The 21877-nt window shown below is 74.2% G+C and carries 19 protein-coding genes; 14 read left to right on the top strand and 5 right to left on the bottom strand.

Features of this window, described 5'->3' with window-relative positions:
- The first annotated feature begins 211 nt into the window (after positions 1–211).
- The 6 genes from ACZZ97_RS10870 to ACZZ97_RS10845 all read left to right on the top strand — a co-directional run bounded on the left by ACZZ97_RS10870 (position 212) and on the right by ACZZ97_RS10845 (position 6468).
- Positions 212–877: an RNA polymerase sigma factor gene (locus tag ACZZ97_RS10870; protein WP_314102081.1), complete on the top strand. Its 666-nt coding sequence runs from the start codon at positions 212–214 to the stop codon at positions 875–877.
- Positions 874–1500 carry a hypothetical protein gene (locus ACZZ97_RS10865; protein ID WP_463473158.1) on the top strand — a complete coding sequence of 209 codons (627 nt, stop codon included), beginning with the start codon at positions 874–876 and terminating at the stop codon, positions 1498–1500. Before ACZZ97_RS10870 ends, ACZZ97_RS10865 begins: the two co-directional genes overlap by 4 nt.
- Positions 1497–1892: a hypothetical protein gene (locus ACZZ97_RS10860; RefSeq protein ID WP_463473157.1), complete on the top strand. Its 396-nt coding sequence runs from the start codon at positions 1497–1499 to the stop codon at positions 1890–1892. The genes ACZZ97_RS10865 and ACZZ97_RS10860 overlap by 4 nt, the downstream gene beginning before the upstream one ends.
- 174 nt (positions 1893–2066) lie before the next feature.
- Positions 2067–4277, top strand: a complete 2211-nt coding sequence (locus ACZZ97_RS10855) for an NADP-dependent isocitrate dehydrogenase (protein ID WP_463473156.1) — start codon at positions 2067–2069, stop codon at positions 4275–4277.
- 212 nt (positions 4278–4489) lie between these two features.
- Positions 4490–5707: a Gfo/Idh/MocA family protein gene (locus tag ACZZ97_RS10850; protein WP_463473155.1), complete on the top strand. Its 1218-nt coding sequence runs from the start codon at positions 4490–4492 to the stop codon at positions 5705–5707.
- Positions 5704–6468, top strand: coding sequence for a ThuA domain-containing protein (locus ACZZ97_RS10845; RefSeq protein WP_463473154.1), 765 nt, complete (start codon positions 5704–5706; stop codon positions 6466–6468). The genes ACZZ97_RS10850 and ACZZ97_RS10845 overlap by 4 nt, the downstream gene beginning before the upstream one ends.
- Before the next feature lie 186 nt (positions 6469–6654).
- On the opposite strand, the gene ACZZ97_RS10840 is transcribed toward ACZZ97_RS10845, so the two are convergent.
- On the bottom strand, positions 6655–7161 hold the full coding sequence (locus ACZZ97_RS10840) for a GNAT family N-acetyltransferase (RefSeq protein WP_314102850.1): 507 nt from the start codon (positions 7159–7161) through the stop codon (positions 6655–6657).
- Positions 7162–7225: 64 nt separating this feature from the next.
- Here ACZZ97_RS10840 and glsA point away from each other — a divergent pair, with 64 nt between their 5' ends.
- From glsA to ACZZ97_RS10825, 3 genes are all read left to right on the top strand, one after another.
- Entirely contained in the window at positions 7226–8221 is a 996-nt protein-coding gene (gene glsA, locus ACZZ97_RS10835; RefSeq protein WP_463473153.1) for a glutaminase A, read from the top strand.
- 73 nt (positions 8222–8294) lie between these two features.
- The gene (locus tag ACZZ97_RS10830; protein WP_463473152.1) at positions 8295–8867 is read left to right on the top strand and encodes a YdeI/OmpD-associated family protein; all 573 of its coding nucleotides are present in this window, start codon (positions 8295–8297) and stop codon (positions 8865–8867) included.
- A gap of 268 nt (positions 8868–9135) precedes the next feature.
- The gene (locus ACZZ97_RS10825; protein ID WP_463473151.1) at positions 9136–10722 is read left to right on the top strand and encodes an Ig-like domain-containing protein; all 1587 of its coding nucleotides are present in this window, start codon (positions 9136–9138) and stop codon (positions 10720–10722) included.
- 228 nt (positions 10723–10950) lie between these two features.
- Here ACZZ97_RS10825 and ACZZ97_RS10820 read toward each other — a convergent pair whose 3' ends face one another.
- Both ACZZ97_RS10820 and ACZZ97_RS10815 read right to left on the bottom strand, forming a co-directional pair.
- On the bottom strand, positions 10951–11670 hold the full coding sequence (locus ACZZ97_RS10820) for a class F sortase (protein ID WP_463473150.1): 720 nt from the start codon (positions 11668–11670) through the stop codon (positions 10951–10953).
- On the bottom strand, positions 11667–12410 hold the full coding sequence (locus ACZZ97_RS10815) for a CHRD domain-containing protein (RefSeq protein ID WP_314104452.1): 744 nt from the start codon (positions 12408–12410) through the stop codon (positions 11667–11669). Before ACZZ97_RS10815 ends, ACZZ97_RS10820 begins: the two co-directional genes overlap by 4 nt.
- Before the next feature lie 220 nt (positions 12411–12630).
- Between ACZZ97_RS10815 and ACZZ97_RS10810 the strand changes: the two genes are divergently transcribed.
- From ACZZ97_RS10810 to ACZZ97_RS10795, 4 genes are all read left to right on the top strand, one after another.
- The gene (locus tag ACZZ97_RS10810; protein WP_463473149.1) at positions 12631–13833 is read left to right on the top strand and encodes an FAD-binding domain-containing protein; all 1203 of its coding nucleotides are present in this window, start codon (positions 12631–12633) and stop codon (positions 13831–13833) included.
- A 135-nt stretch (positions 13834–13968) separates the two neighbouring features.
- The gene (locus ACZZ97_RS10805; protein WP_463473148.1) at positions 13969–14577 is read left to right on the top strand and encodes a sigma-70 family RNA polymerase sigma factor; all 609 of its coding nucleotides are present in this window, start codon (positions 13969–13971) and stop codon (positions 14575–14577) included.
- A complete protein-coding gene (locus tag ACZZ97_RS10800; RefSeq protein WP_463473147.1) occupies positions 14574–15386 on the top strand; it encodes a hypothetical protein in 813 nt (270 codons plus the stop codon). Before ACZZ97_RS10805 ends, ACZZ97_RS10800 begins: the two co-directional genes overlap by 4 nt.
- A gap of 206 nt (positions 15387–15592) precedes the next feature.
- Positions 15593–16648, top strand: coding sequence for a diacylglycerol/lipid kinase family protein (locus ACZZ97_RS10795; RefSeq protein ID WP_463473146.1), 1056 nt, complete (start codon positions 15593–15595; stop codon positions 16646–16648).
- 168 nt (positions 16649–16816) lie between these two features.
- Here ACZZ97_RS10795 and ACZZ97_RS10790 read toward each other — a convergent pair whose 3' ends face one another.
- Together ACZZ97_RS10790 and ACZZ97_RS10785 are read right to left on the bottom strand one after the other, a co-directional pair.
- Complete coding sequence (locus ACZZ97_RS10790) at positions 16817–17866, bottom strand: Gfo/Idh/MocA family protein (protein ID WP_463473145.1); 1050 nt, start codon at positions 17864–17866, stop codon at positions 16817–16819.
- Complete coding sequence (locus ACZZ97_RS10785; RefSeq protein WP_463473144.1) at positions 17863–19161, bottom strand: ROK family transcriptional regulator; 1299 nt, start codon at positions 19159–19161, stop codon at positions 17863–17865. Before ACZZ97_RS10785 ends, ACZZ97_RS10790 begins: the two co-directional genes overlap by 4 nt.
- 91 nt (positions 19162–19252) lie before the next feature.
- On the opposite strand from ACZZ97_RS10785, the gene ACZZ97_RS10780 reads away from it, so the two are divergent.
- Positions 19253–21805: a glycoside hydrolase family 2 protein gene (locus tag ACZZ97_RS10780; protein ID WP_463473143.1), complete on the top strand. Its 2553-nt coding sequence runs from the start codon at positions 19253–19255 to the stop codon at positions 21803–21805.
- The last annotated feature ends 72 nt before the right edge of the window (positions 21806–21877 follow it).

Raw genomic sequence — 21877 nt, 5'->3', positions numbered from 1 at the left:
CGCGCCTCCTGGTGAGGGGCTCGTGCACCTCTGAGACGTCCGCCGAGGCGAGAACGTCACAGATCCACAGGACATGAAGGATCTTCGGTACTCGTGGCGGGATGGACGGGTCGAGGAGGTGCCCCAGAACGGGGGCAGGGCGGCCGCGTCGACAGCGCCTCGCGGCTGTCTGCCGACTCGGTCAGCGGCCAGTGCCGGACAGCTTCTCCTCGTGCGGTGGCATCCTCGGAGGCGCGACGGCCGTGACCTCGGCCGCAGGGCCGAGCCGGAGGAGGACGACATCTCCGGCACCGTGACGCCCGACGAGGCCCCCGGCCCCGAGTCCGTCGTCGACCCGCTCTCGTCCGCGACGGACGCGACCCTCGCGGTCCGCGCCCGCGACGGGGACGTGCACGCGTTCGAGGTCGTCGCCCGCCGGCACGGCCCGCTGATGCGCGTCTACGCCGGCCGTCTGCTCGGCACCGACCTCGAGTCGGACGACGTGGTGCAGGACGCGTTCCTCACTGCCTGGAGGCGCCTGTCCGACCTCGAGGACCCGTCCCGCCTGCGGCCCTGGCTGATGCGCATCGTGAGCAACAAGAGCATCGACCGGCTCCGGGTGCGCCGCGACCACGACGACATCGACGCGCACGACGCTCCCGCGTCCCGCGCCGCCGCCCCGGACCGCGTCGTCGAGTCGCGACTGCAGCTCGACGCGATGTGGACGGCCCTCGACAAGCTGCCGCTCGACCAGCGACGGTGTTGGCTGTTGCGGGAGACCGGCGGCTGGTCGTACGCGGAGATCGCCGAGGCCCTGCAGCTGCCCGTCTCGACCGTCCGCGGGCAGATCGCCCGTGCCCGCAAGTTCCTGCTCCACGAGATGGAGGCCTGGCGATGAGCGACCACGACGACGACGCGCGCGTGCCGGGCGCGCCCCCGCAGCCTGCGGACCAGGACGAGCTCGTGGACGGGCGCACCCTGGACGAGCTCGAGGACTACCTCGACCGCGGTCGCACGCCTCGTGACCCCGGCATCGAGGCGAGCGCCGAGTGCCGCCTGACGCTGCGGGCGCTGGAGCGGGTCCGCGGCCTCTCGCTGTCGGCGCTCGAGGACGAGGCGTCGCGCCTGCCGTCGCGCGACGACACCTGGATCTCCGGGCTCATCGAGTCGATCAAGGCCGAGGTGGTGGGAGGACGCGACATCCCCCTCCGGCACCCCGACCCCGGCGTGCGCCTCGGCGTGACCGAGGCCGCGGTGCGCGGGCTGCTGCGGCAGGTCGGCGACGCCGTCGACGGGGTCGTCGTGCGGTCGAGCGAGCTCGACGGCGACGTCACGGAGGCGGACGCCCCGATCGAGGTGACCCTCACGATGACCGCGCGGTACGGCGTGCCGCTGCGCGAGGCGGCCGGCGCCCTGCGCGCGGCGGCGGTCTCCGCGCTCGCGCTGCACACCGAGCTGCGCATCGCTGCCGTGCACGTCGTCGTCGACGACGTGTGGCTGGACGAGGGAGGCGCGTCATGAGCACCGAGGACCGAGCGAACGCCCAGCACGACGGCGCCCCCGACGACGGGGCCGCGGCCGAGCTGGACGACCTCTCGCTCGACCTGACCGACGCCCTGCGTGGCGTCGAGGGCGTCGTCGAGGTGCTCGACGCGCGGCCGGTCGTGGTCGCCGCGATCACCGCCGTCGCGGACGGCATCGACGGCGGCGGGCCCCGCGGCCTCGTGGACGTCGTGCGGACCGGGGGAGTGCTGACCGTCGCCGCCTCGGTCGCCACCGACGTCGGGCAGGCCACGCCGGACACCCTGGCCCGCGTCGCCGCGGTGCTGCGCGACAGGGCAGGGCGCGGCTCGGGCGCCGAGGTGGTCGTGTCGGTGACCTCGCGCGTGATCGAGCCGCCGCTGCCTCGCTGAGCCGGCCCGCGCCTCCTGCGGTCGTCCTCTGCGCCTCCTCGAGGGTCTCGCGTCCCCGTCGCCCGCCCCTCAGGGGACCGTCGGAGAGGGCATGTATCTTGATGTCGAGAGACCCCCGCCGAGTACCGTGGGGGCGACCGCACGCACGCGCGACACCAGAGGAGCACCTGCCGCATGGCCACGATCATCTACACGCTCACCGACGAGGCGCCGATGCTGGCGACCTACTCGTTCCTGCCCATCGTCCAGGCGTACGCCCGCACCGCGGGGGTCGACGTCGAGACCCGCGACATCTCGCTGGCCGGACGCATCATCAGCCAGTTCCCGGAGCGGCTCACCGACGAGCAGCGACAGGGCGACGCGCTCGCCGAGCTGGGGGCCCTGGCGAAGACGCCCGAGGCCAACATCATCAAGCTGCCGAACATCTCGGCGTCGATGCCGCAGCTGAAGGCCGCCGTCCGCGAGCTGCAGGGCCAGGGCTACGACCTTCCGGAGTACCCGGACTCGCCCTCGACCGACGAGGAGCGCGACGTCAAGGCCCGCTACGACAAGGTCAAGGGCAGCGCCGTCAACCCGGTGCTCCGCGAGGGCAACAGCGACCGCCGTGCGCCGCTCTCGGTCAAGAACTACGCGCGGAAGCACCCGCACCGCATGGGCGCCTGGACCGGGGACTCGAAGACGAACGTCGCCACCATGGGCGTCGACGACTTCCGCTCGAACGAGAAGACCGTCGTGCTCCCCGCCGACGACGTGCTGCGCATCGAGCACGTCGGCGCCGACGGGTCGACCACCGTGCTGCGCGAGTCGATCCCCGTGCTCGCCGACGAGGTCGTCGACGGCACCGTGCTGCACGTCGCCGCGCTGCACGAGTTCCTCGCCGCGCAGATCGCCCGGGCCGAGGCCGAGGGCGTCCTGTTCTCGGTGCACCTCAAGGCCACGATGATGAAGATCAGCGACCCGATCCTGTTCGGCCACGTGATCCGAGCCTTCTTCCCGCAGGTCTTCGAGAAGTACGGCGACGACCTGCGCGCGGCCGGGCTCGACCCCGCCAACGGCCTCAACGGGATCCTGCAGGGGCTCGCCTCGCTGCCGAACGGCGACGAGATCCGCGCGGCCTTCGACCAGGGCATCGCCGACGGGCCGGACCTCGCCATGGTCGACTCCGACAAGGGCACGACCAACCTGCACGTGCCGTCCGACGTGATCGTCGACGCCTCCATGCCCGCGATGATCCGCACCTCGGGCCACATGTGGGGCCCCGACGGCGAGGAGCACGACACCCTCGCGGTCATCCCCGACTCGAGCTACGCCGGCATCTACCAGGCCGTGCTCGACGACTGCCGTGCGAACGGCGCCTTCGACCCCGCGACGATGGGCTCCGTGCCGAACGTCGGCCTCATGGCGCAGGCCGCCGAAGAATACGGATCGCACGACAAGACCTTCGAGATCCCCGCCGACGGCACCGTCCGCGTGCTGAACGAGGCCGGCGACGTGCTGATCGAGCACGAGGTCGCCACCGGCGACATCTGGCGCGCGTGCCAGACCAAGGACGTCCCGATCCGCGACTGGGTCAAGCTCGCCGTCACCCGCGCCCGTGCCAGCGGCACGCCCGCCGTCTTCTGGCTCGACGAGACCCGTGCCCACGACGCGACCCTGATCGGGCTCGTGCGCGGCTACCTCGCCGAGCACGACACCGAGGGCCTGCAGATCGAGATCCTGTCGCCCGTCGACGCGATGGCCTTCTCGCTCGAGCGGATCCGCCGCGGCGAGGACACGATCTCCGTCACCGGCAACGTGCTGCGCGACTACCTGACCGACCTGTTCCCGATCATGGAGCTCGGCACCTCGGCCAAGATGCTGTCCGTCGTGCCGCTGATCAACGGCGGCGGCCTCTTCGAGACCGGAGCCGGCGGCTCGGCGCCCAAGCACGTGCAGCAGCTCGTCGACCAGGACTACCTGCGCTGGGACAGCCTCGGCGAGTTCCTCGCCCTCGCGGTCAGCTTCGAGCACCTCGCCACCTCGACCGGCAACGCCCGCGCCCAGGTGCTGGCCGACACCCTCGACCGCGCGACCGGCACGTTCCTCGACGAGAACAAGTCGCCCGGTCGCAAGCTCGGCTCGATCGACAACCGCGGCAGCCACTTCTTCCTCGCGAAGTACTGGGCCGACGAGCTCGCGGCGCAGACCGACGACGCCGAGCTGGCGTCGGCGTTCGCGTCGCTCGCGGCGACCCTCGGCGGACAGGAGGAGACGATCGTCTCCGAGCTGATCGCCCCGCAGGGCACCGCCGTCGAGATCGGCGGGTACTACCACCCGGACGCCGCCGCGACCGAGGCCGTGATGCGGCCGTCGGCGACGCTGAACGCGGCGCTCGCGACGCTGTAGCAGCGCGCGGCCGCGGCTCGCCCGCAGATGCCGACCGTGAGGGTGCGACACGCCACGTGACGAACGACGTGAGCAGCGTGTCGACCCTCGCCGGTCGGCATCTGCCGTCCCCGCGGCTGTGTACGGTGGAGGGGATGGCGCTGCGTCGCGTCCGTCGGACGGCCGCCGGACCAGCACGCACCGCGAGCAGCGCCGCACGACGAGAGGGAACGATGACGTCCGACCAGACCAGCCCGACCGACACCGCAGAGCTGCGAGTGGGGGTCATCGGCCTCGGCTTCGCCGGCTCGACCCACCTGGAGGCGTTCTCGTCGTTGCCGGGCGCCCGGGTCGTGGCGCTCGCGGGGCAGGAGGAGGCACGCCTGCACGAGCTCGGCAGCGCCTACGGCGTCGAGCGCCTCGTCGCCGACTGGGAGGACGTCGTCGCGATGGACGACCTGGACGTCGTCTCGATCGGCGTCCCCAACGCCCTGCACCACCCGATCGCGATGGCGGCCCTGCGCTCGGGCAAGCACGTCTTCTGCGAGAAGCCCCTCGCGACCACCGGCGACCTCGCCGCCGATATGGTGCGTGCTGCGCGCGACGCCGACCGCGTGCTCGAGGTCGCCTACAACCACCGGCGCCGGGCCGACGTGGCGTTCCTCGCCGACTGGCTGGCCGACGACCCGATCGGCGACGTCTACCACGCCCGCGCGAGCTGGATGCGGCGGGCCGGCGTGCCCGGCATGGGCTCGTGGTTCACGAACAAGGGGGCGTCCGGCGGCGGCCCGATGATCGACCTCGGCTCGCACGTGCTCGACATCGCCCTGCACCTGCTCGGCGAGCCGCGGGTGACGAGCGTGTCCGCCGTCGCCTACGGGCTGCTCGGCGCCGCCGGCCGCGGCGGCCGGGTGTACGGAGTCTCGTCGGCGCCCACCGGGTCCGCCTTCGACGTCGAGGACTTCTCCAGCGCCCTGCTCCGTCTCGACGACGGCGGCAGCCTGCAGCTGCAGGCGTCGTGGGCCTCGTACTCGAAGGTGCACGAGGACATCGAGGTCGAGCTGCTCGGCGCCACCGGCGGCGCCCGCCTGCACGTCGACGACTACGCGACCGACGGCACGGTCACCCTCTACTCCGACGTGCTCGGGCAGCCCGCCGAGACCCGGCCCGCCGTGCACGTGCCGGCCGGGCACCACCGCACCGTGATCGAGGGGTTCATCGCCTCGGTGCGGTCGGGCGCGTCGACGCAGCCGGGCGGGCAGCCCGCAGGAGGCGCGGCGCCCGCGGGCGGCGAGGCCCGCTACCAGGGCCGGTACGGCGAGTACGCACTGCACCGCAGCCGTGTCGTCGACGCGATCTACGCCTCGGCCGAGCAGGGCCGCGAGGTCGAGGTGCCGCAGGACCACGTCGACGCGGGCGTGCGCACCGAGTCCGAGGGAGGCGTCCGATGAGCGACGTCACGAGCGGCACGACCGTCCGGACGCGGGTCGTCGTCTGGAACGAGAACGTCCACGAGACCCGTGGCGACGAGACGGTCGCCCGGAACTACCCGCACGGCATCCACGGCGCCGTCGCCGACGGCGTCGTCGAGCTGCTCGGCGACGAGGTCGACGTCTCGACGGCCACCCTCGCCGATCCCGAGCACGGCCTCACGGAGGAGCGTCTCGCCAGCACCGACGTCCTGCTCTGGTGGGGGCACATCGCCCACGACCAGGTCGCCGACGAGGTCGTCGAGCGAGTCGTGCGGCACGTGCAGGCGGGCATGGGGCTGATCGTGCTGCACAGCGGGCACTACTCGAAGCCGTTCACGCGCCTCCTCGGCACCACCTGCTCGCTGCGCTGGCGGAACGAGGCCGAGCGCGAGCTCGTCTGGACCGTGGCGCCGACGCACCCGATCGCCGAGGGCGTGCCCGACCCGCTCGTCATCCCCGAGCAGGAGACCTACGGCGAGTTCTTCGACATCCCGACGCCGGACGAGCTGATCTTCCTGTCGACGTTCACGGGCGGCGAGGTGTTCCGCTCGGGAGCGACCTGGCGGCGCGGGCTCGGCAAGCTGTTCTACTTCTCGCCCGGCGACCAGGAGTACCCGGTGTACCACCAGCCCGAGATCCGTCGGGTGCTGGCGAACGGGGTGCGCTGGGCGCGGCCGACGCAGGCGCGGCGCGACCTGACCGCGGACATGCACCCGCGCGGCTGGTTCGAGCAGGGCTGAGCCGCGCAGGGCTGTGCCACGGGGTGCGGCCCGCAATGTGAGAGTGATCCGCTCCGGGGCGGGCCCGATGCCCGCCTCCGGGGCGTCCTCGCGGCCGGATCTGTCTCGCTCTGCGGTGCACGAGTGCTGAGAGTGGCGCAGGGCAGCCGCGACGAGGAGGTGCGGGCCCGGTCGGGCGGCTCCGGGTCAGTCGCGCTCGGCGAGCGGGCGGCCGAGCGACACGGTCCCTGGTTCGTCGGCGTAGTGCCCGTAGGCGGAGATCGGCGCGTAGCCGACCGACTCGTAGAGCCGGATCGCCTCGGCGTGCACCGTGTTCGTCTCGATCACCATGTCGACGACCCCGGCCTCCCGGGCCGACTGCTCGAGCCAGCCCAGGACGAGCCGCGAGAGCCCGCGCCCCCGCCGGTCGGGCCGCACGAACATGCGCTTGAGCTCGGCGCGACCGTCGGGCAGGAGGCGCCACGCGCCCATCGCGACCGGCACCGGCGCCTCGACCGCCGTCCCGCCCGCCGTGTCGTACGCGACGGCGAACGTGCCGCGCGGCAGCTCGAACTCGGACCGGTCGATGGGGCTGTCGTCTCGTCCGCCGTAGAGCTCGACGTAGAGCTGCTGCAGCCCCTCCACGAGCTGCTGCACGTCGGGGTGGTCGTAGGGCAGGGCGCGGATCTCGACGGCGTCGTGCGGGGTGGTCACCGGCCCAGTCTGGCCGATCGCGCTCCGCCGGGCCCGGAGGCAGCAGGCGCGGGAGGATGGGCGGGTGACCGATCCCGACTCCTCGACCCGCGCCTCCTCGGCCACCTCCCCGCGACGGGTCGGCGGTGAGCACGGCGACGACCTGCGCGCTCGGCTGGCCGCGCTGCTCGACGGCCTCCGCGACGTGGACGGCGGCGAGGTCGACGACAGCGTGCCCCAGCTCGCCGAGGCGGACCCGGGCTGGCTGGGCATCGCGCTCGTGCGGCCCGACGGCTCCGTGACGGCGGCGGGCGACGCGCGACAGGCGTTCTCGATCCAGTCGGCGGTCAAGCCGTTCCTGTTCGCCCTCGCGCTCGCCGACACCGACGGCGCCGCGATCGACGCGGTCGGCATCGAGCCGACGGGCGAGGCCTTCGACGCGATCAAGCTCGAGGGGGGCACCGGCCGTCCGCCGAACCCCATGGTCAACGCCGGGGCCCTGCTGACCGCCGCGCTCGTCGACGGGGGCGACGCCGACGGCCGTGCCGAGCGGACCCTCCGCGGCCTCGTCGCCTTCGCGGGCCGCCCGCTGGAGGTCGACGACGACGTCGCCGGCTCGGAGATGCTGCTCGGCGACCGCAACCACGCCCTGGCGCACCTGATGCGCTCGGAGGGCACCCTGCACGTCGGGGCCGACGACGCCGTCTCGGCCTACGCCCGCGCCTGTGCCGTGCTCGTCGACGCCGAGGCGCTCGCGGTCATGGGCGCGACGCTCGCGCTCGGCGGACGCAACCCGGTGACCGGCGAGCAGGTCGTGTCGGCCGCCATCGCCCGCGACGTCGTGTCGGTGATGGCCACCTGCGGGGTCTACGACGGCTCCGGCCGGTGGATGCGGCAGGTCGGGGTGCCCGCCAAGTCGAGCGTCTCGGGCGCCCTCGTCCTCTCGGCGCCGGGACGTCTCGGGGCCGCGTCGTACAGCCCGCCCCTCGACGCTCTCGGCACGAGCGTCCGGGGGGCCGCGCTGATGGAAGGGCTCAGCCGCGAGCTCGGGCTGCACTCGTTCGACAGCGAGCCCCGCTGAGCCGCTGGGCCGCCGAGTCGCTGAGCTGCGGCGCCCGTCGCGCTCTGTCGGCGGCCGCCGCTACCCTCGCTCCATGGTCAGCGTCGCCGACAAGCCCGTGCTCGACCTCACCGTCGAGCAGTGGGGCGAGTGGCTGGCCGCCACCGACGACGTCGTCGGCGTGCGCCTGAAGCTCCGCAAGAAGACGAGCAGCGCCCCCGGCATGACCTGGTCCGAGGCGCTCGACGTCGCCCTCTGCCACGGCTGGATCGACGGGCAGAACGCGCGGCTCGACGACGACTACATGCTGACCGCGTTCCAGCCGAGACGCCGGAACAGCCCGTGGTCGCAGGTCAACCGCGAGCACGTCGCGCGCCTGGTCGCGGAGGGGCGGATGCAGCCGGCGGGGCTCGCCGAGGTCGAGCGCGCGAAGGCCGACGGCCGGTGGGACGCCGCGTACCGACAACGCGACGCGGTCGCGCCCGACGACCTGCGGGCCGCGCTCGACGCCGACCCGGCCGCGGCCGCGTTCTTCGACGGCCTGACGAAGACCGAGCGGTTCCGGGTGTTCTTCCGGCTCGCGTCGATCAAGACGCCGGCGGTGCGGGCGGCCCGCGTCCGCGACGTCGTCGAGAAAGCGGCCCGCGGGGAGCAGCACTACCGCTGACGTCGGGGCACGTGCGGGTCGGAGCCGTGCGCCCGCGCACTCGTCCGTGCCCCGGCGGCCACCCGCTACGGGTGGATTCAGCGTCGATACGGGTGAGCATCGGACGACAGACGGGCCCGTCCCCCCGTCCGGGGGGTTAGATTTCACCGTCCCGCGGCAGCAGCCGCGCCGAGCCCCACCCGAACGTCTCGTCGGCCACCCACCGGCGTGTCCACGGGCTCGTCGCGACGTCGCCACACCCGAGCGGGCCCCGACAGAGAGCACCCGAATGCCCAGAACCCGTGGGATCGTCGCCGATCCGCGCCTCCTCCCGAACCCGACCCTCCTGCAGGAGGCGCCCCTCGCCTCCTCGTCCCTGCACCGGCCTCGTCGCCGTGCGGGCCTCGCCGCGGCCGTCGCCCTGGCGCTCGCGACCGGGGGCCTCGCCCTCGGAGTGGCTGCCCCTGCGTCTGCGGCCGTCCCGACGGCTGCCGACGTGTCCGCCGCGGCCGTCGCCCCCGGCACGAACCTGCCCGCTGCCGTGACCGACATCGCCGTGACCCCGACGACGCCCGAGCAGGGCGCGCAGGTCAAGACGACGCTGGACTTCACCGTGCCGGCCAGCGCCGTCGCCGGTGACTCCTTCACCGTGCTGCTCAGCCCGCGCCTCACGAACCTGCCCGAGAAGTTCCCCGTGCTCGACCTCGCGAGCGGAGAGGTCGTCGCGAACGCCGTGGTCGTCAAGACGGCCGCCGCGAACGGCGCCGTCGCCAGCGTCCGTCTCGTGGTGACCTTCACGGACTTCGTGCAGACGCACATGAACGTGAGCGGCTCGGCCTTCATCGAGTCGTCGTTCGACTCGACGACGACCCCGTCGGGCGTCACCTCTCCCTTCACCTCCGTCGTCGAGGGCGGCGCGGCCTTCACCACCCAGGTCACGCCCGTCGGGCCGGTCGGCAGCCACCTGAACGCCTCGAAGTACGGCGTCTTCACCCGGGCCGACCAGGGGCGCACGAACCCGCTGGGCGCCCTCGAGTACCGCATCGACACGCCTGTCGGCCCGTTCGCCACGGCGACGACGACCGACACGCGTCCGGCCGGTCAGACCTGGACCTTCGCCTGTGGCTCGCTGAGCTTCCAGGACCGGCAGGCCGACGCCCGCGGGCTCTACGTGCCGGGCTCGTCGAAGGCGCTCGCCGTCTCCGCCGCCTCCGTGACGTGCACCCCCGGCCAGGTCACGGTGACGTGGCCGACCGCGCCGGCCGGGCACTTCTACCGCCTCGTCGCCCCGGTCGACTTCGCCGCCGCCACGGGGACGGGCGCGGCGCAGAGCTTCTCGAACAGCGCCGTGACCGTGCTCGCCCGCACCGAGGGCGCGACGCCCCAGTCGTTCCCGGCCCAGTCGGTCACCCGCCAGGCCAGCGCGGGCGGCGAGGCCGACGGCGTCGACGTGCCCCCGGTCGTGACGCCCCCGGTGACGACGCCTCCGGTGACGACGCCGCCGGTGACGACGCCCCCGGTGACGACGCCGCCGGTGACGACGCCCCCGGTGACGACGCCGCCGGTGACGACGCCGCCGATCCCGACGCTGCCCGCCGGGACGACCCCGCCCGTCGCGACGACGCCTGTCACGACGACGCCCGTGACGACGACGCCCGTGACGACGACGCCCGCCGCGACCGCCGTCACCCCGGTGACGCGTGCGACGCCGGCCGCCGCCTCGCCCACGCGCCAGCCGTCGTCGCCGAGCCCGTCCGACTCGTCGCTCGCGTTCACGGGTGACGAGCCCCTCGCGCCGGCGTTGATCGCGCTGCTGTTCGCCGCGGTCGGGACGGCGCTCGTCGTCACGGCGCACCGTCGGGCGCGTCGCCGCTGACCGTCGACGAAGGTGCCTCCTCGCGAGGCAGCAGAGTGCCGGAGGGCCGGGTCGCACACGCGGCCCGGCCCTCCGGCGTCGGCCTCCGCGTCATTGTCCGCAGGTTCCCTCTCGTCGAGGGCGGGTCATCCGTGTCGAGGGCGGGTCGGCGCTGACCCGCCCTCGACGACGCTGACCCGCCCTCGACGGAACCGGAGGCGGCACGGCGCCGCGCGTGTGGCGACCGGCTCAGGCCGCAGGCGACGCGAAGACGACGCGGTTCTGGTCGTAGTGGCCCGAGCCCGAGTCGAACACGCCGCCGCAGGTGATCAGTCGCAGCTGGTCGGTCGGCTGGGCGCCGAAGACCCGCGCGGTCGGGAACTCCGCCTTGGGAACGTCGACGACCTCGTCCACCACGTAGCGCACCACGGTGCCCTCGACGGTCGTCACGGTCACCTCGTCGCCCGCCACGAGCTCCGACAGCCGGAAGAACACCGCCGGCCCCGACGTCGAGTCGACGTGGGCGGCGATCACGGTCGGCCCGCGGCCTCCCGGACGTCCACCTCCCGTGAACCAGCCGACCTCGTCGGCGTCGACAGGCACCTCCATGGCGCCGGTCGGGGCGATCCCGAGGCCGATCAGCGGCTCGTCCAGCTCGATGGCCGGCACCGAGACGCGGGCGGGCTCTGCCCCGATCCCGACCACGGGCGCAGGCGCCGGTGCCGTGGGCGACGGCGTCGAAGGAGGCGCCGGGGACGACGGCGCCTCGCTCACCTCCCCGGGCGGCGGGCTCGACGGCGAGGGCTCGGCCTCGCCCGACGCGCACCCCGTCAGCACCAGGACGGCGGCGACCCCGAGCCCGAGGCCTGCCGCCACCCGGCCCGTGCGGCCGAGCGTGCCGAGGCGCGCCGGGCGGGCGGCGCCCCGCAGGGAGCCGCCCGTCCGACGCGCACCGGCAGGCAGCGTCATGCCCGTGCGGCAGCCCGACGGCGCAGCACGAGACCGGTCGCGCCGACGAGCACGAGTCCGCCGACCGCGGCGGCGCCCACGAGTGCTCCGCTGTCCGCGCCGGACGACGTCGACGTGCCCGCGGCGACGGCCGAGGCCGCTCCGCCGGCGCCGGTGTCGACTCCGCCGACCGGCACCTGGGTCAGCTGGCCGCGGACGACGCCGGCGGCGAAGGCCGCCGTGTGCGAGTCGCCGGTGAAGCCGGCCGGGTTCGCCTCGATCTGGGCGAGCGTGAAGCCGGTGCCCGTGTCGGCGCCCGCGTCGTTGGTGACGCCGGTGGTGAAGGGGCCCTGCAGGCAGCCGCTGGCCTCGCGCACGCCGTCGCCGTCCGCGTCGGTCGGGTTCGGGAACGAGATGCGCGGCGGGCCGGGCTGGCCGGCCGCGGCCTGGTGGATGTGCGTCGCCGTCTTCGCCGGGCTCTGGTAGTCGCCGGTCACGCCGGTCAGGGTGATGTCGTAGCAGATCACCTCGGTGTCCGAGTTGATGCGGAAGTCGAAGGTGCCGGTGGCCCCGGGCTCGCCGGCGACGGCCACGCCGTCGTTGTTGATCACCTGGTCGGGCGTCGCCATGACGGTGAAGGCGCTGGTGAACGAGCTGGGCTCGGGCACGGTGGTCTCGGCCGCGGCGGGCGCGGCCACGATCAGGGTGGCGGCGGCCACGGCCGCGCCTCCGATGGTCAGGTGTCGGACGGAACGCTTCATCGTCATGCTTCCTCTGCCTCTCGTGGACGCCGGCCCCTCGGGGGCGGCGCGTGACGTCGCCCGGTCGGACGACGCCTGTCACGAGGGCCTACGACGACGACCCGTCCGGCGTTCACGGGTGATCCGAGAAATTTCTGACGAGACCGCAGGCGAGCGCGGCTGAGCACGGCGAGGCGGTCGTGGTCAGCCTCCGCCACACCGCGAGTCGCATGATGGGCCGGTGCCCATCCCCACCAGAGCCGCCGGCCTCGACGCGCTCGACGACTTCGTCCCCCGCGCCGGCCGGGCCTACGCCCGCGACCGCAACCTCGACCTCGGCCTCGGCCCCTCGAGGAGCAACGTCTCCGGGCTGTCCCCGTACCTGCGTCACCGCCTCCTGACGGAGCAGGAGGTGGTCGGCGCGGTCCTCGACGAGCACACGCTCGGAGCAGCCGAGAAGTTCGTGCAGGAGGTGTTCTGGCGGACCTACTGGAAGGGCTGGCTGGAGCAGAACCCAGAGGTGTGGCGGCGGTACCGGCTCGAGGTCCTCGACCTGCTCGCGGGCGAGCTGCCGGCCGGGTACGAGGCTGCGGTGGCGGGGCGGACCGGCATCGACGCGATGGACGCCTGGGTGCGCGAGCTCGTCGACACCGGGTACCTGCACAACCACACGCGCATGTGGTTCGCGAGCATCTGGGTCTTCACGCTCGGCCTGCCTTGGCAGCTCGGGGCCGACTTCTTCTACCGGCACCTGCTCGACGGCGACGCCGCCTCGAACACCTTGTCGTGGAGGTGGGTCGCCGGGCTCCAGACGAAGGGCAAGACGTACCTCGCGACCGCCTCGAACATCTCCCGGTTCACCGACGGTCGGTTCTCGCCGAGCAGCCTGGCCACGACGGCCCGCGCGCTCGACGAGGAGCCGTTCCCGTCCCGGACCCCCCTCGAGCCCGACGACGTCGCCGGGGTCGTCGGCGACCGGGCGGGGCTGCTGCTGCACGAGGAGGACCTCGAGGCGACGAGCCTGCTCGCCGAGCAGCCCGGCCTCCTCGGCGACGTGGCGGCCGCGGCGGTGGCTGCCGACCCGGGGGACCGGTCGCCTGCCGGCGTCTCGGACGCCGTCGCCTACTTCACGTCGGCCTCCCTCGAGGACGCCGCGGAGCGGACCCGGGACGCGAGTGGACGGGCGGCCCAGGTGCTGACGGACGCGGAGCCCGACTCCGTCGTGAGCTGGGTCCTGGCCGAGGGGCTCGACACCGTGGTCGTCCCGTACGCCCCGATCGGCCCTGTCCACGAGCGACTCGCGACGCTCCGTCCTGCTCTCGCGTCCGAGGGGATCGCCTTCGTCACCGTGCGTCGACGGTGGGACAGCGTCGCGTGGCCGCATGCCTCGAGGGGCTTCTTCCCGTTCCGCGAGAAGATCCCGGCGCTCGTCCGCCAGCTCTGAGGCCCGACGCCCAGGAGGGGCGGCGCGGCGGACGGGACCAGGTGCCGGTGAACGCGGACGGGCTCGCCGCCGTAGTCCCTCTCGAGAGCTCCTGGTGATCCGTCGGGAGCCGCCCCGTAGGCTGAGAGGAGCCGGATGTCGCTCGTCTTGACGCGTCCCGTCCCGCAGGAGGGGAGCACGATGAGCCAGCCGTCGCCCGGCCCCCCGACGTCCGGCCCCTCGACGTCCGGCCCCGCGGCGCCGACCACCTCGCCGGGCCTCGACGTGTCCGCCGCCTTCGCCGAGCACGGCTCGGCCCTGCTCGGCTTCGCGGTCAACGCCCTCCGTGACCGCCCCCTCGCCGAGGACTGCGTGCAGGAGACGTTCCTCCGCGCCTGGCGGGCCCGCGCCTCCTTCGACCCGGCCCGCGGTGGCGCACGCACCTGGCTGTTCGCGATCGAGCGGCGCGTCGTGCTCGACGTGCACCGCGCCCGTCAGCGCACCCCCGTGCTGGTGCCCGACGAGCACGCGCCCGAGCAGGCGGCCCCCGCGGCCGACCCGCTCGAGCGGCTCGGCATCGTCGAGGGGCTCGCGCGGCTCAGCGACGAGCACCGCGAGGTCGTCGTCGCCGTCCACCTGACCGGGCTCAGCTACCAGGAGTTCTCCGACGTGTCGGGCGTCCCGGTCGCCACCCTCCGCACGCGCTGCTTCTACGCCCTGCGTGCCCTCCGAAGCCACCTCGACGACGGGGAGAACCTCTCGTGACCGACCCCACGTCCGACCGCGCCGCGAACCCGGCGGGCCCCGAGTCCGACCGCCGCGCCGAGCTGATCGCCGCCGCGCTCGCGTCCGACCTGTCGCCCGACGAGGCCGTCGAGCTCGACGCCCTGCGCGTCGTCGACCCGACCGTCGACGACGAGATCGCCTCCCTCGGCGGGGTCGTGGCCCGGCTCGGGCCCGTCGGCACCTGGCAGGACGCCCCGGCCGACGCCCGGTTGCGCGACCGTGTCGAGTGGGCCGTCGCCCGGGACGAGGCCGGCCTCGGCGACGACCGAGCCGAGGAGGCGCCGGTCGCGCCGGGTGCCCCGGCTCCGCTTCCCGGGTCCGCGTCGGCCTCGGTGGTCCCCCTGCGCCCCCGCCGCACGCGTCGCGTCGCCCTCACGGTGCTCGGAGCAGCGGCCTGCGTCGCGATCGGCGTCGGCGGCGGCGTGCTCGCCGCGACGCCCCGCGACGCCCACGTCGCCGGCCCGCCCGGCACCCTGGGCGCCGTCGAGCACGTGGCGTTCGCCGGCGAGCCGTCGGGAGTCGCCGTCGACGGCGACCTCGTGGCGCACACCTGGGGCACCGAGACCGTGCTCACGGTCGACGGCCTGCCGATCGGGCAGGCGTTCTCGGTCGTCGTCGTCGACGACACCGGTGCCGAGCACGAGTCCGGGGCGTTCCTCGGCACGGACGTGACCATCGACTGCCGGATGAACGCGGCGGTGCTGCGCGAGCACGTCGTCGCCGTCGAGGTGCGCGGCGCCGACGGCGTCGAGATCGCGACCGCCTCGGTGCCCTCCGTCGACGCCTGACCCGTCCCTCCTGCTCTCCCGCCCCTCCGCCCTCGTGCGTCTCGCCTCCGTGCTCTGTCATTCAGGACGCTGGCTCCTGAGTTCGCAGTGCGCAGGATCGGCGGTCCTGAGTCGTGCACGATCCAGGAGTCGGGCGCCGCGGCGTCCTGAGTTTCGCCGGACACCCCGCCCGGCCCGCCGCGCCGTCGCGGTGGCATCATCGACGGGTGACCACTGACACCGATCCGACGCCCCCCGTGACGTCCGGAGCCGACGCCGCCACCGCCTCCTCGGCCGACGCCTCGACCGACCCGGCCGCGTCGCGGGCGACACGGGTCGCCGCGGTCGTCTACAACCCGATCAAGATCGACCTCGACGTGGTGAAGGCCGCGGTCGCCCGTGCCGAGGGCGCCGCCGGCTGGGGCACGACGCTCTGGTTCGAGACGAGCGAGGACGACGCCGGCCAGGGCCCCGCCCTCGAGGCCCTCGAGGCCGGTGCGACGATGGTCATCGCGGCCGGCGGCGACGGCACGGTCCGCGCGGTGGCCGAGACGGTGCACGCCTCCGACGCGTCGCTCGCCCTGCTGCCGAGCGGCACGGGCAACCTGCTCGCCCGCAACCTCAAGCTCACCCTCGAGGACCTCGACAACTCCCTCGAGACCGCCTTCTCGGGCGAGGACCGGGACATCGACCTCGGCATGCTCGAGATCCGCCGCGAGGACGGCTCGTCGAGCGAGCACGTCTACGTCGTGATGACCGGCCTCGGCATCGACGCGAAGATGCTCGCGAACACCGACGACGACCTCAAGGCGAAGGTCGGCTGGCTCGCCTACGTGAAGGCGCTGGTCGCCACGCTGCGCGACGAGAACCAGCTCGTGTTCCGCTACAGGATCGACGGCGGCAAGCAGCGCGACATGCACGCGCACACGATCATCGTGGGCAACTGCGGCGCCCTGCCCGCGAACATCGTGCTGCTGCCCGACGCGGCGATCGACGACGGCCTGTTCGACATCCTGCTGCTGCGCCCGAAGGGCGTCCGCGGCTGGGCCCACATCCTGTTCAAGGTGTTCTGGGAGAACGGCGTCGTCCGTCGCCTGCCCTTCGCCGACAAGCTGCCCGGCACCGAGAACGAGGCGCTGCGCTACGTCAAGGCGAAGCAGATCGAGGTCGAGCTCAAGAGCCCCGAGGACATCGAGGTCGACGGCGACGGCTTCGGCGTCGCCACGGGCTTCCGCACCTGGATCGAGCCCGGCGGGCTGACCGTGCGGGTGCCTCGCTCGTAGGGAGCAGGAGGCGCGGAGCGGCCACCGGGGCCGCCCTGGGCGCCGGGACTCCGGGCGGGTCCGTCGCGGACGGGCCGCCGCGATCGCCCGCCCGCGACGAACACGCCCGTGCTCCGGCGGGTGGCGGCCGGCGGGCCGACCAGCGGCGGCGACCGCTGGCGGGCAGCCTCAGACCACGGTCAAGGAGGCGCGGGTCGCCTCGAGCACGGCCGTCACCGACCGCGCGTCGTCGAGCGAGTGCAGCGGCGAGTCCGTGCGCCCCTCGGCGACGAAGGCGGCCAGCGCCGTCGCCTCGTAGGCGAGCCCGTCTCGGCCCCGCAGCACCGACGGGTCACGCCACGTCGCCGTGCCGGCGGCGGTGGACACCTCGAAGGAGGCAGGGAAGACCAGGTGCTCGAGCATCCGCACGGTGCCGGTCGAGCCGCTGATCGTGCCGAGGCCCGGTGACGTCGTGAGCAGGCTCGTGACCGCCGTGCCGACGCGGCCCTCGGCCGTGCGGAGCGCGATCGCCGCCTCGAGGTCGACGCCGTCGGCGCGGGCCGTGCCCGTGGCCCGGACGTCGACCGGCCTGCCGATCGCGAACTGGGCGAACCAGACGGCGTAGACGCCGATGTCGAGCAGCGCGCCGCCGCCGAGGGACGGGTCGGCCATGCGCCCGCCCGACGACAGGTCGTTCGCCCACGCCACGTCGGCCGTCGCGAGCCGGACGTCGCCGATCGCGCCGTCGGCGAGCAGCCGGGCGAGCACGGTGCTGTGCGGCACGTACCGCGTCCACATGGCCTCCATCGCGAGCACCCCGGCCGCGCGGGCGGCGGCGATCAGCCGGTCCGCCTCCTCCGTGGTCGTCGCGAACGGCTTCTCGACGAGGACGTGCTTGCCGGCGTCGATCGCGAGCAGGGCGTCGGGAACGTGGCTCGTGTGGGGCGTGGCGACGTAGACGACGTCGACCTCGGCCAGGGCGACCAGCGCCTCCTGCCCCTCGACCGCGGTGGCGACGCCGTGGGAGGCGGCGAAGCGCTCGGCCTTGTCGAGCGTGCGCGACGACACGGCGACGACCCGCTGGTCGGTGTGCGCGTGCAGGGCGTCGGTGAAGTCGCCCGCGATCTCGCCGGTGCCGATCACTCCCCAGCGCAGTGCGGGCCCGCCGCGCAGCGGGGTCGCGGTCGACTCGGGGAACGTGAGCGACGACGAGGACGAGGGTACGGTCGAGCTGGTCATGGTGCCTCCGGGGGAGTGGGCGGGACGGGGCGAGCGGCCGGGCCGGCGGGAGCGGACGGGCTCGCGGGCGCGGACGGGCTGCCGGGCGCGGCGCCGGCCGAGCGGGTCGTGATCTCGCGCTGCAGCACGAGCGCCGCCCCGCCGACGGCCGCCGCGTCGGCGACGTACGCCGAGAGCTCGACGCTGACGCCGTGGGCGGCCCGGGCGAAGAAGTCCTCGTCGACGCGCCGCCGGACCGCCTCGAGGTAGAGGGCGCCGGCGATGGCGAGGCTCGGCCCGGCGAGCACGATCGAGTCGAGGTCGAGCACGTTGGCGATGGAGACGACCGCGGCGGCGAGGTGCTCGGCCGAGTCGCGGATCAGCTCGAGGGCGAGCGGGTCGCCGTGGACGGCCGCCGTGGCGACGACGCTGAAGTCGGCGTAGGGGTCGGTCAGGCCGGTGAGGGCGAAGCCTGCCTCGCGCCCGGCGGCCACCGCGGCGCGCGCCCGGAGCGCGACGCCGACCGGCCCCGCGAGCTTCTCGACCGTCGTGTTCGCCAGGAACGGCCCGGGTGCCCGGCTCATCACCTGCCCGAGCTCGCCGGCGTTCGAGCTGGCCCCGCGGAAGACGACGCCGTCGAGCACGATGCCCGCACCGATGCCCGCCCCGTAGTAGACGGTGCAGTGCGCCGCCGAGTCGGCGACGGAGCCGCCCCAGAACTCTCCGATGGCGGCCGCGGTGGCGTCGTTGTCGAGGACGACGGGCAGGCCGGTCGCCTCGGTGACGGCGCTCACCAGGGGGAACCCGGCCCACGCCTCCAGCGGGGGAGCGCCGTGGATGCTGCCGTGGCGGAGGTCGATCGGCCCCGGGGTCACGAGGCCGAGGCCCGCGACCCGCTCGGCGGGGACGCCGAGCCCGGCGAGGAAGTCGGCGACCACGGCGGCGATGCGCGCCACCGCCGCGTCGGGAGCCTCGCCGTAGACGCCGTGGGTGCGCAGCCGGCCGACCATGGCCCCGCCGAGGTCGGTGAGCACGACCGTGACCGCGTCGGCGCCGAGCTGCACGCCGAGCGCGAAGCGGGCGAGCGGGTCGATGCTGAGCAGGGTGCGCGGCTTGCCGCCGGTCGACTCGCGGCGGCCCGCCTCGACGACGAGCCCGTCGACCATCAGCTGTCGGACGACGTTCGACATGGTGGCCTGCGTCAGGCCGGTGCGCTCCGCGAGCTCGACCCGGCTGATGGGCCCCTGCGAGCGGATCAGGTCGAAGGCGAGCCCGCGGCTCGTCGGGGCGCTCGAGAGCAGGCGCGGGTTGACCATGTGGTACCTCCAACCCGTAGTCTAGGGTCTGAGCGGCTTACTTAGGCTGCTTGACGAAGGGGTCGGAGATCCCTGGACGCAAAGGGACACCATGGTCTTCTCCCCCCTGCACGACGACTGGACCGTCGAGGCCGTCACCGGTCCGGTGCCCGACGCCGTGGCCGGCCGACGAGTCCCGGCGACCGTGCCGGGCCAGGTGCACACCGACCTGCTGGCCGCCGGCCTGGTCACCGACCCGTTCGACGGCGACGCCGAGTCGGCCCAGCAGTGGATCGGCGACACCTCGTGGCGCTTCTCGACCACCTTCACCTGGCACGACGACGGGTCCGTGCGGCACGACCTCGTCGCCGAGGGCCTCGACACCGTCGCGGTGGTCGAGCTCAACGGCCGCGTCGTCGCCCGGACCGAGAACCAGCACCGCAGCTACCGCGTCGACGTGAGGGAGGCGCTGGTCGAGGGGCGGAACACGCTCACCGTCACCTTCGCGGCCCCGGTCGCCGAGGCCGAGGCCCGGGTCGAGCTCCACGGTGCCCTGCCCCACGTCAACCACCACCCCTTCAACATGCTGCGCAAGCAGGCCAGCTCGTTCGGCTGGGACTGGGGCATCGACGTGGCCGGCGCCGGCATCTGGCGGCCGATCGGGCTCGACTCGTGGTCCGGCGTCCGGATCGCCTCGGTGCGTCCGCTCGTCCGCGTGGACGAGGCGCCCCAGTCGACCGGCGCGACCGGCACCCTCGACGCCCGCGTCGCGCTGGAGTGGGACGGCGTGACGACCGGCGAGCGCCGCGTCGCCGTCGAGGTGACCTCGCCCGAGGGCGACCGCGTGGCCGAGGCGAGCGTCGACGTCGCGGTCGGCACCGCCGAGGCCGCGCTCGAGCTCGTCGTCCCCGACGCGCGGCTCTGGTGGCCGCTCGGCCACGGCGACCAGCCGCTGTACGGCGTCCGCGTGACCGCGGCGCCCGTGGACGACGGCGCAGGAGGCGGTGCGCCCGACGCGACGACCGCCTCCTGGACGTCGCGGGTCGGTTTCCGCACGGTCCGCGTCGACACGACGCCGGACGCCGACGGCACGCCCTTCGTCGTGCTCGTGAACGAGCGCGTCGTGCAGGTGCGCGGGGCGAACTGGATCCCCGACCACGCGTTCGTCACCGAGATCGACCGCGACCGCTACCGGCGTCGCGTCGCCGACGCGACCGAGGCGAACATGAACCTGCTGCGCGTCTGGGGCGGCGGCATCTACGAGTCGGACGACTTCTACGACGCCTGCGACGAGGCCGGCGTGCTCGTCTGGCAGGACTTCCTGTTCGCCTGTGCGGCCTACGCCGAGGAGGACTGGCTGGCCGTCGAGGTCGAGGCCGAGGCGCGCGAGGCGATCACCCGGCTCAGCCCGCACCCGTCGCTGGTCATCTGGAACGGGAACAACGAGAACATCTGGGGCTTCGTCGACTGGGGCTGGAAGGCCGAGCTGCAGGGCCGCACCTGGGGCGACGGCTACTACCGCGAGCTCCTGCCGCGGCTCGTCGCCGAGCTCGACGGCACCCGCGCCTACTCGCCGGGGAGCCCGTTCTCGTTCGGCGACCCCCTGGCGTCGTCCGACGAGGTGCACCCGAACGACCACCGCCACGGCACGATGCACATCTGGGACGTCTGGAACCGCCGCGACTACACGGCCTACCGCGAGTACCCCGCCCGCTTCGTCTCGGAGTTCGGGTTCCAGGGCCCGCCCGCCTGGTCGACTCTCGTCGGCTCGGTCCACGACGAGCCGCTCGACCCCTACGGCCACCAGATGCTCGTGCACCAGAAGGCCGAGGAGGGCAACCTCAAGCTCGAGCGCGGCATGCAGGGCCACCTGCCGGCCCCCGCGACGATCGAGGACTGGCACTGGGCCACGCAGCTCAACCAGGCCGCCGCCATCCGGTTCGGCGTCGAGCACTTCCGGTCGCTCGCGCCGCTCAACACCGGCACGATCGTGTGGCAGCTGAACGACGACTGGCCCGTCACGTCGTGGGCCGCGGTCGACTTCGACGAGCACCGCAAGCCGCTCTGGTTCGCCCTGCGCGACTGCTACGCGCCGCGCCTCGCGACGATCCAGCCGCGCGGCGACTCGCTCGCCGTGGTTCTGCTCAACGACGTGGACGACGCGTGGGCGGGCGACGTCGTGCTGCGCCGCACGACCTTCGCGGGCGACGTGCTCGACGAGGTCGTCGTGCCGGGGGCCGTCGGCTCCCGGGGCAGCGTCGAGCTGACGGTGCCGTCCCCGCTCGTCGACGCGCTCGACCCGGCCGCCGAGTTGCTCGTCGCCGTGCTGCCCGACTTCGGCTCGGGCCGGGCGGTCTGGGACGCGGCCGAGGTCGTCGACCAGCGGCTCGACCCTGACCCCGTCGCGACCGAGGTCGTCCGCGACGGCGACGCCTGGCTCGTCACCGTGACGGCGCGGAGCTACGCCCGCGACGTCACCCTGCTGGTCGACGTCCTCGACCCGCGGGCGACGGTCGACCGCGGGCTCGTCACGCTGTTGGCGGGGGAGTCGGCGACGTTCCGCGTCGCGGGCCGCGACGGCGCCGCGAGCCTCGACCCGGACGCGCTCGTGGGCCGGACCGTGCTCCGCCACGCGAACGGCCTGCTGCTGGCGGTGGCGCCCTGACCGAGGTCCTGACCGGCCTCGCGACGCAGGAGGCGCCTCCTCGGCCCCGCAGGTCGACCGTGGTCCCCGCGG

The organism is Frigoribacterium sp. AC512 (assembly GCF_979258295.1).
This window is presented reverse-complemented; position numbering and strand designations above follow the sequence as displayed.